This window comes from Flavobacteriales bacterium (assembly GCA_021739695.1).
Lineage (GTDB): Bacteria > Bacteroidota > Bacteroidia > UBA10329 > UBA10329 > UBA10329.
Map to the genome: position 1 here is coordinate 137,115 of JAIPBM010000001.1, position 23,716 is coordinate 160,830.

Here is a 23,716-nt window from a genome sequence, read left to right on the forward strand (position 1 = left end):
ATGAGAACATTCCTTACTCTCCTTTCCTTCTGGATTCTGGTGGGAAAAGCACAGAATCTGGCGCTTTCCAAAGCCGCCACAGCACTGACCGAGCAGAAAGTGATCTACGACCCAAGCTACTTCAAAATCAGTTATCCGAATGGGGATGTTCCAAGCGATAAGGGCGTTTGCACCGATGTGGTTATCCGTGCTTATCGCAAACTGGGCACCGACCTTCAGCAGCTGGTGCACGAAGACATGGCTGCCAATTTCAGTCTTTACCCGAAAAATTGGGGATTGAAATCGACCGACAGGAACATTGATCATCGTAGAGTACCCAATCTGATGCGGTTCTTTGAGCGTCACGGAACATCATTACCGAAATCAAAAAAGCCTGAAGATTACTTGCCAGGCGACATCGTTACATGGAATTTGGGAGGTGGGCTAACACACATCGGGATAGTGGTTGACCAGACAAGCCTATTCGGCAAAACGCCATTGATCGTTCACAACATTGGTTCTGGACAAGTGGTGGAAGATTGCCTGTTCCGCTTCGAAATAACGGGGCACTATCGCTACGGAAACTAGGCGCAGCCCTTCAGCGGACACGAACCGCAACGCGTGCCTTTGCGCTTATACTTCTCGCAGCAGCTTTTCTTTTTCTTCTTCTTGAATTCAAGAATTGGGAAAGACCACGGAGTTTCCTTTTCGGTGATGGAAGAAATAAGCGGAATTGTTTGCACGGAATAAAAGTATCTGACCAATGGTCGGTGAGCAATACCCTATTTGGGCTATTCCTCATATTTGCAGGATGAACCAAGTAGCTACATTTCTCGAAACCGAACGGCTTAGACTAAGACCACTCAGAGCCGATGACCTCGAACTTTTTGTGGATCTTGATAGCGACCCCGAAGTAATGCGCTACCTGACAGGAGGTGCGCCACAATCGCGCGAGCATTATGAGAAGCGCGTACCCGAATTGCTGCTTTACATGTCCGAAAATCCTGGCCTCGGGCTTTGGCCCACCTATCTCAAAGACACGAATGAATTCATTGGTTGGTACATCTTAAAGCATTTGCCCGATAATGGCGAAGTGGAGGTCGGTTTCCGCATCAAGAAGAAATTCTGGAGCAAAGGCTATTCCACCGAAGCAGGAAAGGCACTCATCAAACACGGTTTCGAAACGGTCGGACTGGAGAAGATAGCCGCCATCGTTGACCCCGAAAATCTGGCTTCACAAGCGGTGATCAAGAAGATCGGCCTGAAGCAGAAAGGAACAGGCGTTTGGTATGGGGTGGAGTGTCTTTATTTTGAGTTGAACCTCTCCTCTCTTTAGACGCATTTTGCCTGAAGGGTTTCAATCGCCTGGTCTGAAAGGCTTTTAACTGGAAGATACACCTTACTCCTCTTACCAAGGCTCAAAACGAAATACTCAGGCCTTCTGCAAATTTTATCAAACTTCCCATAATCTATTTTTGTGAAGGCACCGTCTTCCTCAATCATCAGTTGGTTTTCTCCCAATTCCAATTGGAAGTCGATGGTTTTGAAGTTCTTCCAAAAAACAACTACCCACCAAACAGGTTTGAAAAAATAGTAAACGGATAATACGACTAAAAAACCTCCAAAAGCAATTTCGAGTCTATCAGTGGCGAAATCATAGATTTTGAGTCCTATTACAAAATAAACTGGGCCACCAATAAAGCGTACTAATCCAAGCCACTTGCTTACACCGAGATAATATTCGTAAACGAACATTTTGATTCGCTGCTTGCGGGTAATTGTTAGTTGCACCATCAAACCAACTTTTCCTCAGGCAGCCTTTTCAATCTGGTTTTAAGGAACGCAATCACTTCTTCATCCGATTTGAAGGAATCATCCAAGCGCACGAAGTGTTTGGCGAGTGCTTTGTAATTGTGTGTCATGGCAAAAAACCAGACCATAAAGAAGTCGATGCCTTCGAACACAATGGCTTTTTCCTTCACGTAAGAGTCCAAGTTATCGCGGAATTCCTTGGCCATATCCGTGTAGTGCATGGCGGGTTTGATGTGATGGATGATGTGGTAACCATCGTTAAAACACTGCTTGTTGTAGGCAACCTCGATGCAGGTAATGCTGTTGCGATAGCAATTGGCGGGCGCATCAGCATCTACAAAAGCGTGCTGTCCCCAGTTTCCGGCCATCATCGCGAAGCGAGTAAAAACGAACGGAATGATGAACACTACCAGAGTAGCCTGCCAGTTAAAAAAGCTCATTCCGATTACAAAAAGATACCAGGCCAACTCGCCTAGAACGGTGTTCTTGCGCAACTTGAATCGTTTTTTCCGCGTGAAATAATTGGTCAGATCCACCATTCCCAAGGTGAAGAAGCGTAGGAAATACTTCATGAAATCGCCAAAGCTATCGCGCTGATACTCGATGGTGCTGCTCAGGTCTTCGCGCAGGTTATTCTCAGGATGGTGCATGCCCATGTGATGCCCGAAATAGGTTTCGGGCGTTTCTCCGAAAAACGGTCCTAGAAACCATGGAATGATCTTGTTCATCCAGTCATAATCGCGCTTAAAAAGCGGTCGGTGACTGGTGCAATGCAGCATGAGAATGTAAGGTGGTGTGAAAAACGCCCAATTGATTCCCAGATAAATAGGTGCGATCCACCAACTGAATCTGCCCGGAATGTAGAGGTAGGCGGCAATCGGTATGATCACCAACAGGATCTTGATGATGAGATGGATGAAAACAATGTCGCGCTCATCGCGGATGAATTTCATCATGAACCGAGTGAAACTGCTTGTTTCCTTCGGAACAAACACCGGATCAGTAAAAGGTATTTCGGCTACGTGTCTCAATTTGCGAGGCGAAATTAACGAAATGCAGCTGCGCCTTTGGTTATTGCTCGTCAGTTCGGTCTCTGGGCAGACACAAGCCAATTGGTTTGGCTACGCGATTTTCTTAGCTTCGCAGCCCGTTAAAAACAAGCAATTCGCTGACTTTCAGCATTGACCATGTGGCAGACCATTGCTCGCATCATTCTTAGAAACCGTGTTGCTTTTTTGGTAGCGATAGGACTGATCACGGTAGTGATGGGCTACATGGCCACTTCCGTGAAGATCCGCTACGATTTTGCTGCGCTGCTGCCTGCCACAGATAGCACCTTGATCAATTACAAAGCCTTCAAACAGAAGTTCGGAGAGGATGGCGATGTGCTCATTATCGGTATTGAACAAGAGCAGCTTTTCAGAAAAGATATTTATGATGCCTGGTATGATCTGGGTGAAGAAATCCGCCAATTGGAGGGAATTGACCAGGTGATATCCGCAGCCAGATGTTATCATTTGGTTAGGAATGACAGTTTGAAAAGGTTCGATTTTAAACTGCTGAGTGAAGGGAAACCGAGCACGCAGTCCGAACTGGATTCCATCAAGGCGGAGATCATCAAGCTTAAATTCTACGACAAGTTGATGTGGAATGAGGAATCGCACATTTCGGTGATGGCGATAACCATGAACGCCAAGGTGCTGGACAGCAAGAAGCGTGTGGCACTTACGGACAAGGTCGTAAAAGCAGGAAAGAAATATGAAAAGGCGCTGGGCACGAATCTGCGCTATTCGGGCATGCCGTACATCCGCAGTCTGTTGGCCAAAATAGTGGCCAGCGAGATGCTGCTGTTCATCCTTTACGCAGCATTGGTAACAGCACTTATCATGTTCATCTTTTTCCGCTCGTTCAAAGTGGTGATGGTGGCCATGTTGGTGGTTGGAATCGGTGCCATTTGGTCCATCGGATTGGTGTCAGTCTTCGGTTTCCAACTATCAATCCTTACTGGCCTCGTGCCTCCCCTCATCATTGTGATCGGTGTGGCGAACTGCATCTTCCTGCTGAACAAGTATCATACAGAATACCGCTTGCACGGCAACAAGATCAAAGGGCTTTCGCGCGTGGTGCAAAAGGTGGGCAAAGCCACGCTTTTAACGAATGCTACCACGGCCGCAGGCTTCGCCACTTTCACAGTAGTAGAAAGCTCTGTAATGCGCGAATTCGGAGTGGTTGCATCCATTTCCATCATGCTCATTTTTGTTCTTTCTCTACTGATAGTTCCAATCGTGTTCAGCTTTTTGAAAGAACCGAAAGCGCGTCACGTAAAACATCTCGACCGCAAGTATTCTCAAACCTTCATCTCAAAAGTGGTAGAGATCGTTCTCTCCTATCGAACACGTGTTTACTGGTTTTTCGGAACAGTTGTGACAATTGGTATTTACGGCATCACGCTCATCACATCCAACGGAAATATTGTGGATGATTTTCCGAAAGACAGCCCAGTACTTACAGATCTCGCATTTTTTGAAAAACACTTCAATGGCGTTATGCCGTTTGAAGTGGAAATAGATGCGCTTAAACCAGACAAGGCGCTTTCTCCAGCTACACTGAAGCGAATTGACGAGATGCAGGATGTCATTTCTGCCTATCCACAATTTTCGCGTGCGGTAAGTATGGCCGAAGTGGTGAAATCACTTAAGCAGGCCTATTACGGAGGAATGCCCTCTAAATACAGTTTACCAAATGGAAGTGAGCGCAGTTTCATCCTATCGTATGCAGATAACAATGGCGGAAACGTGAGTGGTAACGACCTGCTGGCCAGTTTCATTGATAGCGCCAAACAGGTTACGCGTGTGAGTTTTCAGATGAAGGACGTAGGAACAGATGAAATGGACCGACTGTTGGCAGAAATCCGACCAAGAGTGGATAGCATTTTTGACCCGGAAAAGTATCGAACCGTACTTACAGGAACCTCCGTTGTTTACCTGCGTGGAACAGATTACCTGGTAAAAAACCTGTTTATCAGCTTAGGAATTGCTGTTGTGCTCATTGCGCTGCTGATGGCATACATGTTCAAATCGTGGAAAATGGTGGTTGTTTCACTTATTCCCAACATCATTCCGCTGATCATCACCGGTGCGTTGATGGGATTTTTGGAGATCACCATCAAGCCTTCTACCATTCTTGTATTCAGCATTGCCTTCGGTATTTCGGTTGATGATACCATCCATTTCTTGGCCAAATACCGACAGGAATTGGAAGTGAACAATTGGAAGATAAAACGAAGTGTGATTCTAGCACTTCACGAGGTCGGATTGAGCATGGCTTACACTTCCATCGTGCTGTTCTTCGGATTCTCGATCTTCAACATGAGCACATTTGGTGGAACCAAAGCGCTAGGGATGTTGGTTTCAATCACGCTGTTAGTGGCAATGTTCTCCAATTTGATCTTGCTACCGTCCCTATTACTTACATTAGAGCGTTCATTAACGACCAAAGACTTTAAAAACGCAGACCAAAATCCGATTGGTCCGACTGACGAAGATTCAGTCCCAAAAACACTAGACGTTAAAAATCATCCTGCATGAAAGGTATTATTCTGGCCGGTGGCTCCGGCACGAGGCTGCATCCACTTACACTTGCCGTGAGCAAGCAGTTGATGCCTGTGTACAACAAGCCGATGGTGTATTATCCGTTGAGTGTGTTGATGCTAGCTGGTATCCGGGAAATTCTCATCATCAGCACGCCTCACGATCTTCCACATTTTGAGCGTTTGTTCGGAACTGGAGAACAGATAGGCTGTAAATTCTCTTATAAGGTTCAGGAAATTCCGAACGGACTGGCGCAGGCATTTGTGCTAGGCGAAGAATTCATTGGAGACGATAAGGTGGCGCTGGTTTTGGGCGACAATATTTTCTACGGTCACGGATTGGAGCAGCTTCTGAAATCGAACAATGATCCCGAAGGTGGTGTGGTTTACGCCTATCACGTAAGCGACCCTGAAAGATACGGTGTGGTTGAGTTCGATGCCGAAATGAACGCCATTTCTATCGAGGAAAAACCGACTCAGCCAAAATCGAACTATGCGGTTCCAGGGCTTTATTTCTACGACAATACGGTGGTTGAAGTGGCCAAGAACCTGAAGCCAAGTGCAAGAGGTGAGTATGAAATTACCGACATCAACAAGTATTACCTGAAGGAAGGAAAACTGAAGGTCGGTCTTTTGGGACGCGGAACAGCTTGGTTGGATACCGGCACATTTGCCTCTTTGATGCAAGCAGGCCAGTACGTGCAAACGATAGAGGAAAGACAAGGATTGGCCATCGGCTGCATCGAAGAAATAGCATATCGCCAAAAATTCATCACTGCCGATCAATTGAGAAAAATAGCCGAACCGTTGGTGAAAAGCGGCTACGGAGAATACCTTATGAAACTGCTGAAATAAACATGAAGTATCCAGCACAGATAAAGAATAAGATCCTGGTGACCGGTGGTGCCGGTTTCGTTGGTAGTGCCATGGCCGAAAAGCTATCGCAGAACCCAGACAATTATGTGGTGATCGTTGACAGTTTGCTGACAGGTTCAATCAAAAAAATTCCAGAATCGGACCACAACAACATCCGTTTCATCAAGTGCGATGTGAACGATTTCAAAGACATTTCGAGCGTGTTCTATGCCTATACTTTCGATTACGTATTCCATTACGCAGCCGTTGTTGGGGTGAAACGCACCTTGCAAAACCCAGTGATGGTTTTGAACGATATCACTGGTATCAACAACATTCTTTCTTTGAGTAAAAACACAGGCGTAAAACGCGTGTATTACTCCAGTTCATCGGAAGTTTATGGCGAACCTGTTGAGTTTCCACAGAATGAGGAAACCACTCCATTGAACTCACGATTGCCGTACGCGATTGTAAAGAATGTGGGTGAAGCATACCTTAAATCGTATCAGCGAGAGTATGGATTGGAATACACCATTTTCCGATTCTTCAACACCTATGGACCAAAACAGAGCAAGGAATTCGTGATCTCAAGATTTCTGTCTTTGGCTCTTCAAAATCAAGACATTACGATTTACGGAGATGGTTCGCAGACCAGAACTTTCTGCTACATCAATGATAATATTGATGCCTGTGTGTCTGCATTTTACAACGATCTGTATGTGAATGATGTGGTCAACATCGGTGGAAACGTGGAGATGCCGATTCTTGAACTGGCCAAAGTGGTCATCCGTGTTACCGGTTCAGAATCGAAGGTTATTCACCTTCCTGCTTTGGAAGAAGGCGATATGACACGCAGATTGCCTGACACAAGCAAAATGCAAGAACTTCTAAAACGGGACGTGACCCCATTTGAAGAAGGTCTGAAACACGTTATCCAGCAAGGTCAGTTCATTTCGCTGATCAAATAAATGGACGGAATTAAAGGTTTACAGAAGCTGTTTGACACAGCCTTGGATGCGTTGGAATTCCCCTCTGAACCCAAGTCGCTTTACGAACCTATTTCTTATACGCTTGCCAACGGAGGAAAACGAATGCGTCCGCTGCTGGTTTTGCTTGGATGCCGAATTTTCAGCCGTTCAGTAGAAGAAGCCATTCACCCTGCCATCGGCATCGAATTGTTCCACAATTTCACCCTACTGCATGACGACATCATGGATAATGCCCCGCTGCGCAGAGGCAAAAAAACCGTGCATGAAAAGTGGAATAACCATGTGGCGATATTAGCGGGAGATGCCACATTCATCATAGCCTATCAGGAACTGATGCAAACGCGGCCAGAAGTGCTGGCAGATATTCTCACTGAATTCAACAGAACGGCTCTCGAAATCTGTGAAGGACAACAGCTGGACATGGATTTTGAGACTCACGAAAATGTCTCAATCGATGATTACTTGCATATGATCAGTCTGAAAACGGCTGTGCTGCTAGGGGCAAGCCTGAAGATCGGAGCCATCATTGGTGGTGCAAATGCTGAACAGGCGCAACTCCTTTATGATTTCGGGTTGAATGCTGGAATTGCTTTCCAATTGCAGGATGATATGCTGGATGTATATGGAGAAAGCCACAAAGTAGGCAAGCAGAAAGGAGGCGATATCATCTCAAGCAAAAAGACCTTTCTTCTGTTGAAAGCCATGGAATTGGCTGAAGGAAAAGAATCCAATTCACTCACAAATTGGATTGAAAGTGATTCTGATTTGGAAAAAGTGAGTGCGATAACGGATATCTACGATCGGCTCGGAATTCGAAAGCTTGCCGAAGAGCGCATGTGGGATTATTACAACAAAGGAATTTCGAGTTTGGATAAGGTGAAAGGTGACGATGAATGGATTGCAATCCTTCGCGCATTTTCCGAAAAACTCATGCACCGCGAATCGTGAAAAGACCTACTAGGTTTTGAAAACCTACTAGGTCTCAGAGACCAAATGGATAATCTCCCGCTCTCCACATCCGATTTTGACCGCTACGAACGAAGCGTAGCCTTGCTACAAGAAGTGGTGGCTCAAATAAACAAGGATTTCCGATTGAACGGATTTGATGTGGCGTTTTCTGGTTCGGGCGATACGGCTTACCAAGAACTATCATCCCAACTGGCTCCAGTCATCGATTACATGCTCGAACATCAGACCGAGACTTTTTGGAACCTCATTTATAGCATCGACCTGAACGAGAATAAAGTGAAGCGCATTCTGTTTGGCGATGATGAGAACATTGATGCCATTCACGAACTCACCGACCTCATTCTCAAACGCGAGTTGCAAAAGGTAGTCATCCGCCATTTTTATTCGGGAAAACAACTACCTTGAATTTTCGTTCCCTGTTCCATTGATTTGCGCTCAAATTAAACCATTGGGAGAGACGTCTGTCTTACACCAAATCCTCACTCATGAAAACCCCCATTTCTATCCTTATATTAGTTATTATCTGTACGTTGAGCCATGCTCAGACCAAAGTGATTGCCCACAAAAGTCATAGTGGGTCAAATCATTCATTCGCAAAGGCTTATCACCATAATTTGTTCGAAATAAACGATTCGAACTTTGGCTTAGGCCCCATGCCATACCGAATAACCCTCCTTGATACAGTTGTCGCGGTAAATGATACTACTACTTTGCTACGGTTTAGGGCATCAATGGATTATTTTACCAAAGAAAAAGAACCTGACTATACGGATTTAGTGGAATTAGAATTCGAATCTATGATTGACACCATAGTTAACGATACGGTGTTTACAAGAAAAAAACCTCTAAGCATTATAAAGGCTATAGATCAGCATCGTTACCCAATCTTGTTCAGAAACCCAATTGAGGAGGTTGTATTTATCGGGTTTAAGGAATGAATCATATTGGAACTACGGCACACCGATCACTGCTGTTTTTCGCGCTTTTCGGAGTACTCTTTATTCCATTTTCCTTCAGCACTTTTCGGTTTCAAACAGAACTGACCCGATACATTTTTCAAGACTTAATTCTTTTTGCCTCACGGCATTTTGAAATTCTTGATGTGACCAATCCTGAGATCTCCTCGGATTCCGCTGCGCTGTACTGGTTGTTTCTAATGCTATTGATTTTAGCTGTCATCGCGACAACCGTTCTCTCATTTTTCACGTTCGAGGAAAAGCAGCTTCAACGAATGTTCGGGGCAATCCAGATTATCTTGACCTACTATCTATCCGTTATAATGTTGAAGTACGGTTTTGACAAGATTTTTGGTATTCAATTCTACATCCCCGAGCCAAACACGTTGTACACCCCATTAGGAATGCTCGATAGGGACATTGCGTTTTGGAGCGTAATGGGAACATCATATTCCTACAGTCTTTTCATGGGAATGATGGAAGTTGTACCATCTCTCATGTTATGGTTCAGGAGAACTAGAATCTTGGGAATTATTATTCTACTTGGTGTCCTTACTCATGTAGTTTTCGTCAATCTCTGTTTCGATATTTCGGTAAAGCTGTTCTCGTCATTTCTGTTACTCCAGTGTTTCATATTGCTTATACCTCATTTTAAATCTCTGGCTCGGTTTCTTATTCTGAAAAAGGCGGCTGTTTTGTTCAGCTTCTCAGGTATTGATATCGTTAAATCAAGAAAGGTTCGCTATGCGATAAAAACCACTGTGCTGATCCTTATCTCTTTCGAATCGATTTATCCTCATATCGAAAACGGGCATTCTCATAATGCAAATCAAATTGTGGACGGCTTGCATGGAGCTTATGAAATTGTCAAAATCGAATCAGATTCTGACAATACTAATTTGCCAAACATGAAACGGTTTTTCGTTCATCGTTCCAGCTACCTGATTTTTCAATATCAGGATGACTCAATGGAGGATTATCGCTTGGAAGCTTCCCAAAGCAGCAACACCCTGATATTGACCGATTATGATGGGCAGATGAGGATATTCCATTATCAGTACTCTACCGTTTCTGATACTTTGGAACTTAAGTCAAACGAACTAGGTATCACAATCTATTCTAAACCAATACCATGGCATGAACTGCCAATACTCCAACCGCTGTTTCATTTCACGGTAGATGAAATTTGATTACCAGTTCAAAATAGGCGATTGCAACACATATGCGTGTGATTGGGCGGGGAATTACAAAAGGTGGTCATCCGTCATTTTTATTCGGGAAAACAACTCCCATGAAAATGCTGTTAAGCTGTTGGTAACCTGTGCTTAACCCGAAGCGATAATCTTATCTTTGCGCAAACTTTCAGAATAGGTACCGTCCCCGAACAAATGGATAAGTTCTCTTACCTCTCTAACATGGATGTCTCTGCAGTAGAACATCTCTATCAATCTTACAAATCCGAACCATCATCTGTAAGCACAGATTGGCAGCAATTTTTTGCTGGTTTCGACTTTGCGGAACAGCTTTATGACCAAGACGATGCGTCTTTTGGTATTCCGGCCAATGTGAAGAAGGAGTTCGATGTGATCAACCTTATTGATGGTTATCGAAAGAACGGTCACTTGTTTACCCGAACAAATCCAGTTCGCGAACGAAGAAAATATGCTCCAACGCTGGCCAAAGAGAATTTTGAGCTTCGCGATGCCGATCTTGAAACCACGTTCCGCGCGGGGACAATGATCGGAATCGGTCCGGCCACGTTGCGCCAGATCATCGAACATTTGGATGCTACCTATTGCCAAAGCATTGGGGTAGAATACATGTATATGCGAAGGCCCGAAGTGGTTGAGTGGATGCAGAAAATGTTGGAATCGAACCGAAATCAACCTAATTTCTCGTTGGAAGAGAAAAAGCAGGTGCTGAAGAAATTGAGCCAAGCTGTGCTTTTCGAAGAGTTTCTTGGAAAGAAATTCACGGGACAAAAACGCTTTTCGTTAGAAGGTGCAGAATCGCTGATTCCTGCCTTGGATATGGTGGTTGAGGAAGGTGCCGATCTTGGAATTGAGGAATTTGTGATAGGAATGGCGCACCGTGGACGTTTGAACGTGCTGGCCAACATTCTGAATAAGACCTACAAAGAGATCTTCTCCGAATTTGAAGGGAAAGATTACGAAGATGCAGACATTGAAGGAGACGTGAAGTACCACATGGGCTACACTTCGTTCATGACCTGCGATAATGGCAAGGATGTGAAGATGAATCTTTGCCCAAACCCATCACATCTTGAAGCTGTTGGTCCTGTTGTAGAAGGAATTTCTCGCGCTAAGATCGACCGTAAATTCAAGGGCGATAACAGCAAACTGTGTTCAATTCTTATTCATGGCGATGCGGCAATAGCTGGTCAAGGCGTTGTTTACGAAGTGGTGCAAATGGCCAAATTGGATGGCTATAAAACAGGCGGAACAATCCATATTGTCATCAACAACCAAGTTGGTTTTACCACCAACTACACCGATGGCCGTTCAAGTATCTATTGCACCGATGTGGCCAAAGTGACACATTCACCGGTTTTCCACGTGAATGGAGACGATGCTGAAGCTGTTTCGCACACCATGCGTATGGCCATGAAATTCCGTCAGCATTTCAAAGGAGATGTGTTTGTGGATCTGCTTTGCTACCGAAAATACGGTCACAACGAAGGTGATGAACCACGATTCACGCAACCGAAACTGTACGACATCATTGCCAAACATGAGAATCCACTGACGATTTACGCGCAAAAACTCACCTCTTCGGGGTTGGTTGGTGCCGATCTGGTCAAGAGTATGGAGCAGGATTTCAGCGATATGCTTCAAGAACGTTTGATAGAGGCAAAAGAAATTCAGAAAGCCACAGTCACCCAATTTTTGGAAGACACTTGGAAAGGTTATCGCTTTGCCAAGAAGGAAGATTTTGAGTTTTCCATTGAAACAGGCGTAAATGAAAATACGCTGAAGGAGATTTCCAGAGTGCTGACAACTGTTCCGAAAGAGATCAAGGTTTTCCGAAAAATGCAGAAGATCCTGAAAGACCGTGAAGACATGGTTTTTGAAACGGACAAGTTGGATTGGGGAATGGCTGAATTGCTTGCCTATGGTTCGCTGCTAAAAGAAGGTCACGAAGTGCGTATTTCAGGTCAAGATGTGGAACGCGGAACATTTTCTCACCGCCATGCTGTGCTTATCGTTGAAGAGTCTGGACAAGAATACGTTCCGCTCGATCACCTAGGCGAAGGCCAAGGCGAATTCAACATTTTCAACTCGTTCCTTTCGGAATATGCCGTACTCGGGTTTGATTACGGTTACGCTTTCGGATGCCCTAATTGCCTACCGATTTGGGAAGCGCAGTTCGGAGATTTCAACAATGGAGCGCAGATCATCATCGACCAGTTCATTTCTTCTGCTGAGGAGAAATGGAAAGGAATGAACGGAATCGTCATGCTTCTTCCGCACGGATACGAAGGCATGGGAGCGGAGCACAGCAGCGCACGTATGGAACGTTTCCTTATGCTTTGTGCAGACGATAACATGCAAATCGTAAACTGCTCTACGCCTGCCAACTTCTTCCACGTGCTGAGACGACAGATGAAGCGCGAATTCCGCAAACCGTTAGTGGTTTTCACACCGAAGAGTCTACTTCGTCATCCACGTTGCGTTTCATCGCTGAAAGAACTGGCCACTGGCGGTTTCCAAGAAGTGATAGATGATGTAACTGCTGATGCCAAGAAAGTGACTCGCGTACTGCTTTGCAGCGGAAAAGTATATTACGATCTGCTTGAGAAGAAAGAAGAACTGAATGCAGAAGAAGTGGCCATCGTTCGTTTAGAACAATTGGATCCATTGCCACGCAAGCAAATTGCCAAACTTCAGGAGAAATACAGCAACGCCAAATGGGTTTGGGTACAAGAAGAACCTGCAAACATGGGTGCTTGGGCTCACTTACTGCGTAAACTACGCCAAGTGAATCTTGAACTCGTTTCGCGCCCATCTTCAGGCGCTCCGGCCACAGGATCTGGCCAACGCCATAGAGCAGAACAAGCAAAATTGATGAATCAAGCGTTTGCCGATATTGCGGTGACCGCTTAACCACATAATACGATAAAAGCATGCCGATTGTAGAGATCAAAGTACCAAGTCCGGGAGAGTCGATAACCGAAGTAGAAATTGCCACTTTATTGAAGCAAGATGGCGATTACGTATTTCTTGATGAGGAGATATGCGAAGTAGATTCTGATAAGGCCACATTGGCCATTCCAGCGGAGCAGGCGGGCACCATCATTTGGAAAGTTGCCGAAGGCGATGCCGTGAATGTTGGCGGTGTGATCTGCACCATTGATACGGATGCTAAAGCTCCAGAGGGAAGTGCCCCAAAAGCAGAGAAAAAAGAGGCTGCTCCAGCGGCAGCTGTAGCTGCTCCAGTTGCTGAAACAGCCAAACCTGCTGCCGCTCCTGCTGCGAAGAACACTGATTCCTATGCAAGTGGAACGCCATCTCCAGCAGCCAAGAAAATGATGGCTGAAAACGGCATTTCAAGCAACCAGGTGAAAGCATCTGGCAAAGACGGTCGCATTACCAAGCAAGATGTCCTTTCGGCCATGTCTTCAGGATTTTCGTTGGGCGATGCTGGAAAAAGCTGGTCAGGCGGACGAGAACAACGACCTGAGAAAATGAGCATGCTCCGCAGGAAAGTGGCCGAGCGCTTGGTTTCTGTAAAGAACGAAACGGCCATGCTCACTACCTTCAATGAGGTGAACATGAAACCGATCATGGACCTGAGAGACAAATACAAAGGCAAGTTTGCCGATTCTCACGGTGTGAATCTTGGTTTCATGAGCTTCTTCACAAAAGCCGTTACCGAAGCACTGTATCATTTCCCTGCAGTGAATGCGATGATTGATGGTCAAGAGATCATCTATCACGATTACTGCGACATAGGCATTGCCGTAAGTTCTCCTAAAGGACTTATGGTTCCTGTGGTTCGCAATGCGGAGCAAATGAGTTTGGCCGAAATTGAGGCAGAGATCAAACGATTAGCCATCAAAGCAAGGGACGGAAAGATCAGCGTGGAAGACATGACCGGAGGAACATTCACCATCACAAATGGTGGTGTTTTCGGTTCAATGATGAGCACACCGATCATCAACCCTCCACAGAGCGCCATCCTTGGAATGCACAATATTGTTGACCGTGCTGTGGTAGAAAATGGAGAAATTGTTGCTCGACCTATGATGTATCTCGCTTTGAGCTACGATCATCGAATTATTGACGGAAAAGAGTCTGTTTCTTTCTTGGTAAAAGTGAAAAACATGCTCGAAAACCCTGCAACTATGTTGTTTGGTGGTAAAACCGGAGAAGAGGTGCTTTTGGGTCTCTAGACATCTAAATTTTTACTGAAAAGCCACAACCTAGCCACAGGTTGTGGCTTTCTTGTAAAAAAGAATCAGATAGCAGAACCTAAGCTACGTGTTTCGCGTAAGTCAGTAGCAGCTTGCAAAGCGCCAAACTGAAACGCACCGTTGATCGAAAAACATCTATTAGAGAAAGCCTTAGAGGAAAAAATGTTCACCTCCGAAAAACGGGTGTCCATTTTACGTGTGCTCCTGTTTGCGCTGAACACAGTTGTGTTCGTGTGGTTCATGGATCATACGTACACCAACGATCCATTAGCATATGGCGTTTTGGCAATAGCTAATGTCTATGCCCTCATTACATTGGTTTTCCAGCCTTACAAGAAATTCAAAGTCCTGCGTAGCATCTACTTCACCACCGTGAGTGACGGTGCGCTGGCCACATTGCTCATTGTGGCTACAGGATACATGGATTCGCCCTATTATCTCATTTGGTACATCTCACTGGTATCAATCGCATTCAGATATACGCTGCAACAGACGGTTATTACCACTTTCATCTACCTGTTGCTGTACATGTGCGTTTTCATACTAGATGGAAACAGTACGATTGAGCTGAGTGATTTTATGCTTAGGCTAGGTTACATTCCTTTGGCTGGTATGCTTGGCATGTTCGTTTCGCTAGAAATTACCGATCAACTTGATGGCAAAATGTCCATTATAAGGGCGGAAAATGCTCTGAAACAGGCGCACCACGAATTGGAAATGAAAGTGGAGACACGAACTAATGAATTGCGTCTGATCAATAAAGATCTGACAGACAGCATTAGTTATGCGCATCGGATACAGAGCGCTATTCTTCCCAAACTAGAAGACATTGCCGCTCAGTTTGAGCAATTCTTTGTCATTCATCTACCGAAGGATATTGTAAGTGGCGACTTCTATTGGTTTCACCATCGGGATGGAATCTCGCATCTTGCCGTGGTTGACTGTACAGGACACGGAGTTCCTGGAGCAATGATGTCGATGATCGGAAACAATCTGCTTAATAGCGCCATTATACAGCAGCGCATTGTATCGCCAAGCGAAGTGCTTCAAAACATGGACAAATCCATAGGTAAACTGCTTAAAGATGATGAACAAGGCTTGGCGGTTAATGACGGAATGGACCTTTCGCTCTGCATGATAGACCATCGGAACAACATCATTGAATTTGCTGGTGCGCAAAGCATGGCGCTGTTCTTACGAAATGGAGAATTATTAGAGATTCGAGGAAACAAGTTTTCAATTGGCGGTTTTGGTTTTGATTCGGCCAAAGAATACCAAACCACTCGACACACTTTTAGCGCCAACGATCAACTCTTTCTTTTCTCAGATGGATTTCAGGATCAGTTTGGTGGAATGAAAGGCAAAAAGTTTTACCGAAAAAACCTGATAAACCTTATTGACAGTTGTTCCGATAGGCCGATGAAAGAACAACGGGAAACCATCAATTCCACGTTCTTTAACTGGAAAGGAAACGAGACACAAATGGATGACGTGACCGTTCTTGGAGTAAAATTCTAACTCTTAGAGCTAGACTTTAGTCGGCATAACCTTGCTTGAAACTTCCTTCAATACTTGCTCTACGGCTGGGCAGATGGATGCATTCTTCAAATGAAGACCAAGTAATTGATGTTGCTTTACTCTATCTGTATGAGGATAATCTCTGCAAGCTTTGGGTCTGTTATCATAGATTGAGCAGTAATTATCGGAGCCAAGGAATGGACAGGGCATCGACTTAAAAACCTGATCACCATCTTCATCAACGCGCACATATTGGCTTACAAAATCCACTTCCTTCATCCGAAGATGTTTTGCAACCCGATGAATGTCCCTATCGGTCAGAAGTGGTCCTGTGGTAGTGCAGCAATTGGCACATTGCAAGCAATCGATGCACGAAAATGCCTTATTGTGTGCTTCATGGAACAGATCATCCAATTGACGCGGATTCTTGCGCTTTAATTGAAGCATCAATGGTTCAAATTCCGAACGCGATCTCTTAGCCATTCAGTGAGAATATGCCTCTCAGTTTAATACAACCTTACCGCTGAATCGATGCCCTTGCTCATCCTGCATTTGATAAACATAAATTCCTTGTAAGTGAGTGACGTCAATTTGTTCTTGACCTTGAACCAATCTCGACACGATAATTCGGCCACTCAAATCACTGATGGTCAATACCGCTCGAGAATTTGAAGGTGCCTGCCAAGAAAGACCATTTGTTGTAACTTGTAGTGCTGCCAATTTAACTTCATCTTCCTGAACACTGGCTGCGACAGATTCCAACGCAGCATCCACTTCTGTTTGCATCGAACTATAGCCTATCTGCTGAACAAAGGTTCGGTCTGGAGAGATGATATAATATTCGGGTTGATAGACAACGCCATATTGCTGTGCAACCGAATATGCCTCACCAATTACAGGAAACGGAATGCTGTGGTTGTTTCTGTAAGTGGTAGCATCTGCATTGGTTTCGTTCTGGTCGCGATCAAGCGCCCAAAAAGTAACCGCATCACCATTTGTCTGATATTCATTATAGATTGCCACGACCTCATCTGCCGTATTGTTGCAAACTGAGCACCAGTTAGTAAAGAATTTCAGAACAACGATATTTCCCGCATCCAACTCATCATACAGGTGACGACTGTTCCCGTCAATATCGTTTATGGTAAAATCAGGAGCCGTCTGTGCAATAGAGCCAATACTTAATAACAACAGCAATATGTTGCTTCGAATACTTTTCATGAACTGTTTTCTTAATTGAAAAGCAAGTTAGGCAATGACAAGCTGCGAGAATATCGCCTGTCCGACAAACCTTAACCGTTCACTGCAACCACTTCACGGATTTCTCCTGGAAGTCGATTCTTGAGAAGGGTTTCAATTCCATTCTTCAGCGTTACGGTGGAAGATGGGCAACCGCTGCATGATCCGCGTAGTACTACATTCACCACTCCATTTTCAAGTCCTTTGAACGTGATGTTACCACCGTCTTGGGCAACTGCAGGGGCAATTTCGCTATCAAGAATTGCAATGATCTGTTCTTCCAATTCATTCGCTGGGGTGCTATGAACCGTGGTTGCTGCCACTTCAGCATCAGTTAACACGTTTGAATCCACAAAGTCAGTTACAATCGCACCGCCATCATTCAGATAATCGCGAATGAATTCTCTCAACTCAAGCACTACGTCTTGCCAACTGATCATGTCAGATTTCATGACCGTGATAAAATTGTACTGAATGAAAACGCCTGTTACAAAAGGAAACCCAAAGAGCTTCATTGCCAACGGGCTTCCCTTTGCGTCATCCATGTTGGTGTACTCGGCCAAACCAGATTCGAGCAAGACCCGATTGGCCACGAATTTCATGGTGGTTGGGTTAGGGGTGCTTTCTGCGTAAAGCGAGTATGGGATGGTTTTTTCCATGTTTAGTCTATGATCACCTTTCGTTGCATTACGCCACTATCTGTAGATATCCTGAGTAGATAAACGCCTTTCACATACGAGCTCAGGTCAAATTCCTTGCGCCAATAGCTGCGTGATTCCACGTTTGTCTGATAAACCCGCTGACCCAAGACATTGTTCAGTTCCACTGCAATTTCTGATGGCGAATCCAATTCCAACTCTACTGTGAACAATCCTGTATTTGGGTTTGGATAAACAGACAACTGATCTCGTAAGCCAAGCTCATTAATTCCTACCCCGAATTCTAACACGACTATTGACTGTGTGGTTGTGGTGGTGCAATTATAATTGATGGCTGTCAAGGTGATTGTGTAGGTTCCTGGACTGGTATACGCATGAATTAGGCTATCCTCGGAAGATGTGGCTGTGCCATCGCCAAAATCCCAAACGTATTCAACCGCGTTTTGGCTAGTGTTGGTCACCTGCACGGTTCCTGCACCGGAAAGCACGACTGGATTCGGATTCATTGTGAATCCTGCAGTAAGACCAATTTGTGGACAGTTCCAATTCACGTCAACTTCAGCGTAAGCCGTATCCGAACAGATTCCGTTGGAAGCTATCAAGAACACTGGCCGTACGCCAACAGCAATAAAGGCATGACTTGGATTCTGCTGATTGACCAATCCTGTTCCATCCCCAAAGTTCCAAGTCCATGGATTGTTCATTGATATGTTCAGAGGTGGCGTGGTCTGATCTTGGAATGATACTGAACTGCCTACAGTAGCGCTTGCGGGCCCTGAAAAAGCAGCATTCAGTGCTGGGAATGTATCTATCTCCAATTGATCCATGGCTTGACAACCATAAATATTGGTGATCACCACATCATAAGTACCGCCCTGCGTGGTCTGCAAGGTCTGCTCCGTTTCGCCTGGAATCAAATTGCCACTATGGAACCATTCGTAAGTTGATCCTTGATTCAGTGCGTTTAGGATAGGATAAGCCTCATTCGCGCATACGTTAATGTCGGCTCCGAGAAAAACACTTGGTTCGCTCACCAAAACCACCACATCATCTTCGCCAGAACATCCGTCTTCTTCGATAACAGAAACACCATAAGTGCCCGGAAGATTTACTTCCAATTCAATGTCGTTCGTTCCAATTGGGTTTCCGCCAACAGTCCAAGCGTAATCTGCATTATCGATTCCTGCATTGAGGATCGGTAATGGATTTCCCGGACAGATAGCTTGATCTGGTCCGAGATCAACTGGCGTGATCGTATAAATTTCAACCTCCACTTCATCCGTTCCTGAACAATTTGGCCCGTAACTGACCTGAACACCATAGGTTCCTGTAATGGTTGCATCCAAATATTGTTGTGGAAGTCCTGTTGGAAATCCATTCAAGGTCCAAGCATAGGTTGCTCCATCATTTCCATTGCCATCTAGCACTGGAAGGTCGCCAAGGAAACAGGCACGGAGGTCTTCTCCAAGATCAACCACCACCTGATCGAGCACATGAATGGTATCTGTGGTCTTAGATGTTCCGCAACAGCTGGTTGTGATCAATTCTATGATGTAATCTCCTGCATTGGCAAATGAAACTGTTCCTGGATTTTGATCGGCAGAAGAAGTGATTGAGCCACCAGGAATTGTCCATTGGTAAGTGTCTCCAATAAAGGTTGTGGTTAGGTCGGTTGATTCTCCTACGCAGATGGTTGTGCGCGTGGCATCGATAACTGGAGGAACAAAATCCTCTTCAACAAGGATATAATTGGCGTAGAAATACGGTACACCATCAACAATCAATGTCAGGTTTCTTGAACCTAAAAGTCCTGAGTACTGAACCGTATCTACCTGTAGTGTACTGTTCTGAGGTTCGGCACCGAAGCCAAAGATCCAGTTGATGACGCCCGTTGCATCTGTTTCTACACGCACATTGGAATTGGTACATCCGAAATACTCGACCCTTACCTCAGGCTCCCATGGATTGTAAATGTTGGGGTCGAGCACAAGAGTACCGTCAATCTGTTCAAGTCCTTTCCTTGCTCCATCAGAACCTTTTCCTCCTTGGCCACCAAAACCGCCAACACCACCATCACCACCATCACCGCCTTCGCCATTGTTACAGCTGTTGTTCGGACCATTGTCACCAATAAATCCACCAATACCTCCGATTCCTCCTGGGCCGCCAGGTCCACCAGCGCCTCCTTGCCCACCTTGTCCACCATATCCAGGAAGATATCGGTTATCTTGAATCACTCCGTTTGTTCCATTATTGTAGGTGAAAATGCAGAAAACTCCGCCTCCACCTTCGCCACCAAGGCCGCCAAAGCCATTCTGTCCGCCTTCGCCACCTCCGCCTCCACCTCCGCCAGTACCAGCGGTATTATAGGCAGTATCTCCGTTGTACGGAGACGAACCAGTGCTTGGAAAGTACGGTTGAAGCGCTGCTGGTTCGCAGCCTTTGGCGCCACCGCCACCGCCACCGCCACCACCAGCTCCGTTGGTCTGGCCTGGGTCTCCGGTCTCTCCTAATCCTGGAAGATAAAAACCGCCTCCATAACTTGCGTATCCTTGAATACCAGGGCCGCCATCAATCCCCTCAATTCCATCCGTGCCGTCATCTCCATTATTCAAGGGAGCCACCGCGCAATTTGAATTGGCGTAAGTAAGTTCGCACAGACCTGTACCATGCTGGCCTCCTTGACCAGAGCCAGAGCCCTGACCATCTTGCCCATCTTCACCTGGATTGGTGAACTCACTATCTGGAGTGATGATCCATTGACAAAGGTTTACGATTGGCACACAAACCTCCTGAACCTCAAAACCGCCCCATTCTCCTCCATTGCCTCCGTTTCCTCCGGCATTACTGCCCGGGAAAGATCCAGAAGCGCCAGCGCCACCAGCTCTGCAACATGAACCTTCATCCTCGCCTGTTTCGCCATTCGCTCCGTTTGCTCCGGGCAATCCCTGTTGACCTGTTTGTCCGGGAATTCCATCCGAACCATTTCCTGTTATCACAATACAACGAGACACGTAATAATCGGAGCAGCCCGCTATGTACATGCCGTAGATGCTGACTCCATTGGCCGGAGCATCGTCCACTTTAATGGTTACATCTTGAAATCTGAAATTGGATCGGTTGATGGCGCGGACTGCTACGAGTGCCTTATTCACCGCATCGTAGTTGCTTGCATCGCGATGAAGAATGGTGGAATCAGCATTGGTCTTGTACCAAGTGCCTGCTTCAAAACCTCCTTCAATTACAATATCCGATGGAATTTCGAGCGGCTCGGTGAGTTCGTAAACACCATGCGCCAACCGCATATGGTTATTTGCTGGATTGACCAGGCCGAAGGCGTATTGAAAGTCGGCCGGATTATCGCGCGTGCCTGTTGTGCCGCTGGTAGCGCCATTTGGAGCCACGTAAATGATACCGCACTCTTGAGCAAACAGGTTTGCATTGATGCCTAGAAAGGCTACAATGAGCCCAATTATCGGATATGTGAAGCACTTGTTTCTCACGAGCTACAATTTTACGGAAAAACTATCGCCTTTCGGGTCATTAACACGTCTCTTCGGCAAGGGATTCGTTTATTTAACGGCAATATCCATAAGAGGTTGTTTTCATGGGACTTATAAGAACATTGAGAGGAGTGACGCCAACGCTCGGCAAAGATTGTTTCGTTGCCGAAAATGCAACGCTGATCGGCCACGTGATTGCAGGAGACAATTGCAGTTTCTGGTACAATTGTGTGCTTAGAGGTGATGTGAATGAGCTGATCCTAGGCGATAGGGTGAATATTCAGGATGGAGCGGTGGTTCATGGAACGTACCAGAAAAGCCCCACGCGGATAGGAAATGATGTGACGGTTGGCCACAACGCCATTGTGCATGGATGCGTTTTACATGATAATGTGCTGATAGGCATGGGAGCGATCGTGATGGATGATGCGGTGGTGCATTCGGGCGCTATTGTAGCCGCTGGAGCGGTGGTGTTGGAAAGAACGGTGGTTGAGCCCCATTGTATCTATGCCGGTGCGCCCGCCAAAAAGGTCAAACAACTTGACCCTGATACTTCGGAAGAAATGCTGAAAGAGATTGCCAGTAAGTATGTGATGTATTCGGGCTGGTACGCCAGTGGAAAGTGATCCAGTCTGTGCTCCTTCAACTTAAGCTTATCTCGGGATGGAAATGATTAAAGTCCACTCACCTGATATGTGAAATGGAGCAGAATTCAGACCGGATATCACTACCGAAGAAGATGGACGCATGTTCATCGAACGTATTCGTATCATCCGTGGTCAGAAACCTGCGCGAGCCGCCTTGGCCGCATGAAAGTTCCATTTCGGGGTGCCGATGTAGGTAATCCTCTAGACTTGCCGCCACAATCTCTCCCTGCGAAACGATGCTGACCCCTTTGGGGATGTATTGCTCAATCTTATCTGCCAAAAGCGGGTAATGGGTACATCCAAGCAGGATCGTGTCGATTTCGGAATCCTTTTGCATGAGCTGCTCTACATACTTTTCCACGAAATACTCCGCTCCAGCGCCAAGGTGTTCATTATTCTCGATGAGTGGCACCCACATGGGGCAAGCCTGCTGATGCACTACCAAATGAGGGAAGGTCTTGCTAATTTCGATGGGATACGATTCTGAGGCAACCGTACCCACTGTTCCCAGCACGCCTACCTTACCTGTGGTGGAATAATTGCCAATTACCTCTGCTGTAGGCCGTATCACCCCAAGCACCCGAAGCTTCGGGTCCATGTTTGGCAGGTCTTTCTGTTGAATGGTTCTAAGCGCTTTGGCCGATGCCGTGTTGCAGGCCAAAATGACCAGCGGACAACCAGCATCGAACAATTTGAACACGCATTCGCGCGTGTATGTATAGACACTTTCAAAAGAGCGCGTTCCGTAAGGCGAACGCGCATTATCACCTAGGTAAAGATAATCGTACTGTGGAAGGAGGGCTACCATTTCGCGCAGAACTGTGAGGCCTCCGTAGCCTGAATCGAATACGCCTATTGGTCCTTGCATGTTCATTTCGTTTTCGCTATCACCCTGATCTCCATTTGAGCTATCTGTTCAGGTGCCTGATCTGCCTAAATCGGACGGCTGGAACCAGTTTATCAAATTCTGATCAAAAAAAAGACCCGCCTTTGTAAGACGGGTCTAATGTTAATCATTTGTTCTGTGTGTCCTTCGAAGGACGGTCAAAAATCAAAGGCCAAGTTTGGTCTTAACGTCTGCCATGATGTCTTCAGAGTCCTTTGTGAAAAGCAGGAATCCTAAGGAGCTATCGAACACATACGTGTATCCTTTTGCTTCTGCCACATCATCAATTGCCTTCTTAGCCTTATCGATGATCGGTGTCAACACTTCTTGCTCTTTCTTAGAAATTTCATCCTGAGCTTGTTGTTGAAACTCTTGGATTCTTCTTTCCAACTCAGAAATCTCACGAACCTTGGTATTTCGAACCGTTGGAATCATGTCTTTCTCTGTTTGTTGAAATGAAGCCACTTTTCCTTCATATTCTTTGGCCATTGCCTCCAATGCTGTTTGGAATTCTTTGGCAAATGCCTCCAATTCTTTTTCGGCCTGTGCTTTTTCTGGCATCAATTCCAAAAGGGCAGCAGAATCGATATGACCCAATTTTTGTTGGGCAAAGGTTGGCACTGCCATGGCAAGTGCAATAATCGCAACTAGTATCTTCTTCATTTTTCGTGTTTTTCGGGG

At 45.6% G+C, this 23,716-nt stretch carries 22 protein-coding genes; 13 read left to right on the plus strand and 9 right to left on the minus strand.

The genetic code is table 11. The features are described 5' to 3' along the window. Complete coding sequence (locus tag K9J17_00580; GenBank protein ID MCF8275200.1) at positions 1-567, plus strand: DUF1287 domain-containing protein; 567 nt, start codon at positions 1-3, stop codon at positions 565-567. On the opposite strand, the gene K9J17_00585 is transcribed toward K9J17_00580, so the two are convergent. After that, the gene (locus K9J17_00585; GenBank protein MCF8275201.1) at positions 564-722 is read right to left on the minus strand and encodes a hypothetical protein; all 159 of its coding nucleotides are present in this window, start codon (positions 720-722) and stop codon (positions 564-566) included. The two genes, K9J17_00580 and K9J17_00585, sit on opposite strands and share 4 nt — an antisense overlap. A 68-nt stretch (positions 723-790) precedes the next feature. On the opposite strand from K9J17_00585, the gene K9J17_00590 reads away from it, so the two are divergent. After that, positions 791-1,315 (plus strand): GNAT family N-acetyltransferase, encoded by a 525-nt coding sequence (locus K9J17_00590; protein ID MCF8275202.1) that lies wholly within the window; start codon positions 791-793, stop codon positions 1,313-1,315. Here K9J17_00590 and K9J17_00595 read toward each other — a convergent pair. Continuing rightward, entirely contained in the window at positions 1,312-1,773 is a 462-nt protein-coding gene (locus tag K9J17_00595) for a hypothetical protein (GenBank protein MCF8275203.1), read from the minus strand. The two genes, K9J17_00590 and K9J17_00595, sit on opposite strands and share 4 nt — an antisense overlap. Further along, positions 1,773-2,822, minus strand: coding sequence for a fatty acid desaturase (locus K9J17_00600; GenBank protein ID MCF8275204.1), 1,050 nt, complete (start codon positions 2,820-2,822; stop codon positions 1,773-1,775). The genes K9J17_00595 and K9J17_00600 overlap by 1 nt, the downstream gene beginning before the upstream one ends. Before the next feature lie 156 nt (positions 2,823-2,978). Between K9J17_00600 and K9J17_00605 the strand changes: the two genes are divergently transcribed. The 10 genes from K9J17_00605 (at position 2,979) to K9J17_00650 (ending at position 16,101) form a co-directional block, all read left to right on the plus strand. Further along, positions 2,979-5,378, plus strand: coding sequence for an MMPL family transporter (locus tag K9J17_00605; protein MCF8275205.1), 2,400 nt, complete (start codon positions 2,979-2,981; stop codon positions 5,376-5,378). After that, complete coding sequence (gene rfbA, locus K9J17_00610) at positions 5,375-6,235, plus strand: glucose-1-phosphate thymidylyltransferase RfbA (GenBank protein MCF8275206.1); 861 nt, start codon at positions 5,375-5,377, stop codon at positions 6,233-6,235. The genes K9J17_00605 and rfbA overlap by 4 nt, the downstream gene beginning before the upstream one ends. Before the next feature lie 2 nt (positions 6,236-6,237). Then, the gene (locus K9J17_00615) at positions 6,238-7,203 is read left to right on the plus strand and encodes an NAD-dependent epimerase/dehydratase family protein (protein ID MCF8275207.1); all 966 of its coding nucleotides are present in this window, start codon (positions 6,238-6,240) and stop codon (positions 7,201-7,203) included. After that, positions 7,204-8,172 (plus strand): polyprenyl synthetase family protein, encoded by a 969-nt coding sequence (locus K9J17_00620; protein ID MCF8275208.1) that lies wholly within the window; start codon positions 7,204-7,206, stop codon positions 8,170-8,172. A gap of 45 nt (positions 8,173-8,217) precedes the next feature. Then, entirely contained in the window at positions 8,218-8,598 is a 381-nt protein-coding gene (locus tag K9J17_00625; GenBank protein ID MCF8275209.1) for a hypothetical protein, read from the plus strand. An 80-nt stretch (positions 8,599-8,678) separates the two neighbouring features. Next, positions 8,679-9,131 (plus strand): hypothetical protein, encoded by a 453-nt coding sequence (locus tag K9J17_00630; protein MCF8275210.1) that lies wholly within the window; start codon positions 8,679-8,681, stop codon positions 9,129-9,131. Beyond that, positions 9,128-10,339 carry a hypothetical protein gene (locus K9J17_00635; GenBank protein MCF8275211.1) on the plus strand — a complete coding sequence of 404 codons (1,212 nt, stop codon included), beginning with the start codon at positions 9,128-9,130 and terminating at the stop codon, positions 10,337-10,339. Before K9J17_00630 ends, K9J17_00635 begins: the two co-directional genes overlap by 4 nt. Before the next feature lie 198 nt (positions 10,340-10,537). Further along, positions 10,538-13,273, plus strand: a complete 2,736-nt coding sequence (locus tag K9J17_00640) for a 2-oxoglutarate dehydrogenase E1 component (protein MCF8275212.1) — start codon at positions 10,538-10,540, stop codon at positions 13,271-13,273. A gap of 20 nt (positions 13,274-13,293) precedes the next feature. Further along, positions 13,294-14,562 (plus strand): 2-oxoglutarate dehydrogenase complex dihydrolipoyllysine-residue succinyltransferase, encoded by a 1,269-nt coding sequence (odhB, locus tag K9J17_00645; GenBank protein MCF8275213.1) that lies wholly within the window; start codon positions 13,294-13,296, stop codon positions 14,560-14,562. Positions 14,563-14,703: 141 nt separating this feature from the next. Beyond that, the gene (locus K9J17_00650; protein MCF8275214.1) at positions 14,704-16,101 is read left to right on the plus strand and encodes a serine/threonine-protein phosphatase; all 1,398 of its coding nucleotides are present in this window, start codon (positions 14,704-14,706) and stop codon (positions 16,099-16,101) included. Positions 16,102-16,110: 9 nt separating this feature from the next. On the opposite strand, the gene K9J17_00655 is transcribed toward K9J17_00650, so the two are convergent. The 4 genes from K9J17_00655 to K9J17_00670 all read right to left on the minus strand — a co-directional run bounded on the left by K9J17_00655 (position 16,111) and on the right by K9J17_00670 (position 21,502). Beyond that, a complete protein-coding gene (locus tag K9J17_00655; protein MCF8275215.1) occupies positions 16,111-16,584 on the minus strand; it encodes a YkgJ family cysteine cluster protein in 474 nt (157 codons plus the stop codon). Between the two features lie 18 nt (positions 16,585-16,602). Next, positions 16,603-17,322 (minus strand): redoxin domain-containing protein, encoded by a 720-nt coding sequence (locus tag K9J17_00660; GenBank protein ID MCF8275216.1) that lies wholly within the window; start codon positions 17,320-17,322, stop codon positions 16,603-16,605. Positions 17,323-17,393: 71 nt separating this feature from the next. Then, a complete protein-coding gene (locus tag K9J17_00665) occupies positions 17,394-17,999 on the minus strand; it encodes a NifU family protein (protein MCF8275217.1) in 606 nt (201 codons plus the stop codon). A gap of 2 nt (positions 18,000-18,001) precedes the next feature. Then, entirely contained in the window at positions 18,002-21,502 is a 3,501-nt protein-coding gene (locus K9J17_00670) for a PKD domain-containing protein (GenBank protein MCF8275218.1), read from the minus strand. 104 nt (positions 21,503-21,606) lie between these two features. On the opposite strand from K9J17_00670, the gene K9J17_00675 reads away from it, so the two are divergent. After that, on the plus strand, positions 21,607-22,128 hold the full coding sequence (locus K9J17_00675; protein MCF8275219.1) for a gamma carbonic anhydrase family protein: 522 nt from the start codon (positions 21,607-21,609) through the stop codon (positions 22,126-22,128). A gap of 58 nt (positions 22,129-22,186) precedes the next feature. On the opposite strand, the gene murI is transcribed toward K9J17_00675, so the two are convergent. Both murI and K9J17_00685 read right to left on the minus strand, forming a co-directional pair. Next, on the minus strand, positions 22,187-23,017 hold the full coding sequence (gene murI / locus K9J17_00680; GenBank protein ID MCF8275220.1) for a glutamate racemase: 831 nt from the start codon (positions 23,015-23,017) through the stop codon (positions 22,187-22,189). Between the two features lie 183 nt (positions 23,018-23,200). Beyond that, positions 23,201-23,698, minus strand: a complete 498-nt coding sequence (locus K9J17_00685; protein MCF8275221.1) for an OmpH family outer membrane protein — start codon at positions 23,696-23,698, stop codon at positions 23,201-23,203. Between the last annotated feature and the right edge of the window lie 18 nt (positions 23,699-23,716).

What these genes read in the sequence shown, in the direction of transcription:
- K9J17_00625 (MCF8275209.1), top strand. Translation starts at nt 8,218, where the DNA reads ATGGATAATCTCCCGCTCTCCACATCCGATTTTGACCGCTACGAACGA.
- odhB (MCF8275213.1), top strand. Translation starts at nt 13,294, where the DNA reads ATGCCGATTGTAGAGATCAAAGTACCAAGTCCGGGAGAGTCGATAACC.
- K9J17_00620 (MCF8275208.1), top strand. Translation starts at nt 7,204, where the DNA reads ATGGACGGAATTAAAGGTTTACAGAAGCTGTTTGACACAGCCTTGGAT.
- K9J17_00660 (MCF8275216.1), bottom strand. Translation starts at nt 17,322, where the DNA reads ATGAAAAGTATTCGAAGCAACATATTGCTGTTGTTATTAAGTATTGGC.
- K9J17_00615 (MCF8275207.1), top strand. Translation starts at nt 6,238, where the DNA reads ATGAAGTATCCAGCACAGATAAAGAATAAGATCCTGGTGACCGGTGGT.
- rfbA (MCF8275206.1), top strand. Translation starts at nt 5,375, where the DNA reads ATGAAAGGTATTATTCTGGCCGGTGGCTCCGGCACGAGGCTGCATCCA.
- K9J17_00595 (MCF8275203.1), bottom strand. Translation starts at nt 1,773, where the DNA reads ATGGTGCAACTAACAATTACCCGCAAGCAGCGAATCAAAATGTTCGTT.
- K9J17_00675 (MCF8275219.1), top strand. Translation starts at nt 21,607, where the DNA reads ATGGGACTTATAAGAACATTGAGAGGAGTGACGCCAACGCTCGGCAAA.
- K9J17_00635 (MCF8275211.1), top strand. Translation starts at nt 9,128, where the DNA reads ATGAATCATATTGGAACTACGGCACACCGATCACTGCTGTTTTTCGCG.
- murI (MCF8275220.1), bottom strand. Translation starts at nt 23,017, where the DNA reads ATGCAAGGACCAATAGGCGTATTCGATTCAGGCTACGGAGGCCTCACA.
- K9J17_00605 (MCF8275205.1), top strand. Translation starts at nt 2,979, where the DNA reads ATGTGGCAGACCATTGCTCGCATCATTCTTAGAAACCGTGTTGCTTTT.
- K9J17_00655 (MCF8275215.1), bottom strand. Translation starts at nt 16,584, where the DNA reads ATGGCTAAGAGATCGCGTTCGGAATTTGAACCATTGATGCTTCAATTA.
- K9J17_00685 (MCF8275221.1), bottom strand. Translation starts at nt 23,698, where the DNA reads ATGAAGAAGATACTAGTTGCGATTATTGCACTTGCCATGGCAGTGCCA.
- K9J17_00630 (MCF8275210.1), top strand. Translation starts at nt 8,679, where the DNA reads ATGAAAACCCCCATTTCTATCCTTATATTAGTTATTATCTGTACGTTG.
- K9J17_00580 (MCF8275200.1), top strand. Translation starts at nt 1, where the DNA reads ATGAGAACATTCCTTACTCTCCTTTCCTTCTGGATTCTGGTGGGAAAA.
- K9J17_00590 (MCF8275202.1), top strand. Translation starts at nt 791, where the DNA reads ATGAACCAAGTAGCTACATTTCTCGAAACCGAACGGCTTAGACTAAGA.
- K9J17_00640 (MCF8275212.1), top strand. Translation starts at nt 10,538, where the DNA reads ATGGATAAGTTCTCTTACCTCTCTAACATGGATGTCTCTGCAGTAGAA.
- K9J17_00665 (MCF8275217.1), bottom strand. Translation starts at nt 17,999, where the DNA reads ATGGAAAAAACCATCCCATACTCGCTTTACGCAGAAAGCACCCCTAAC.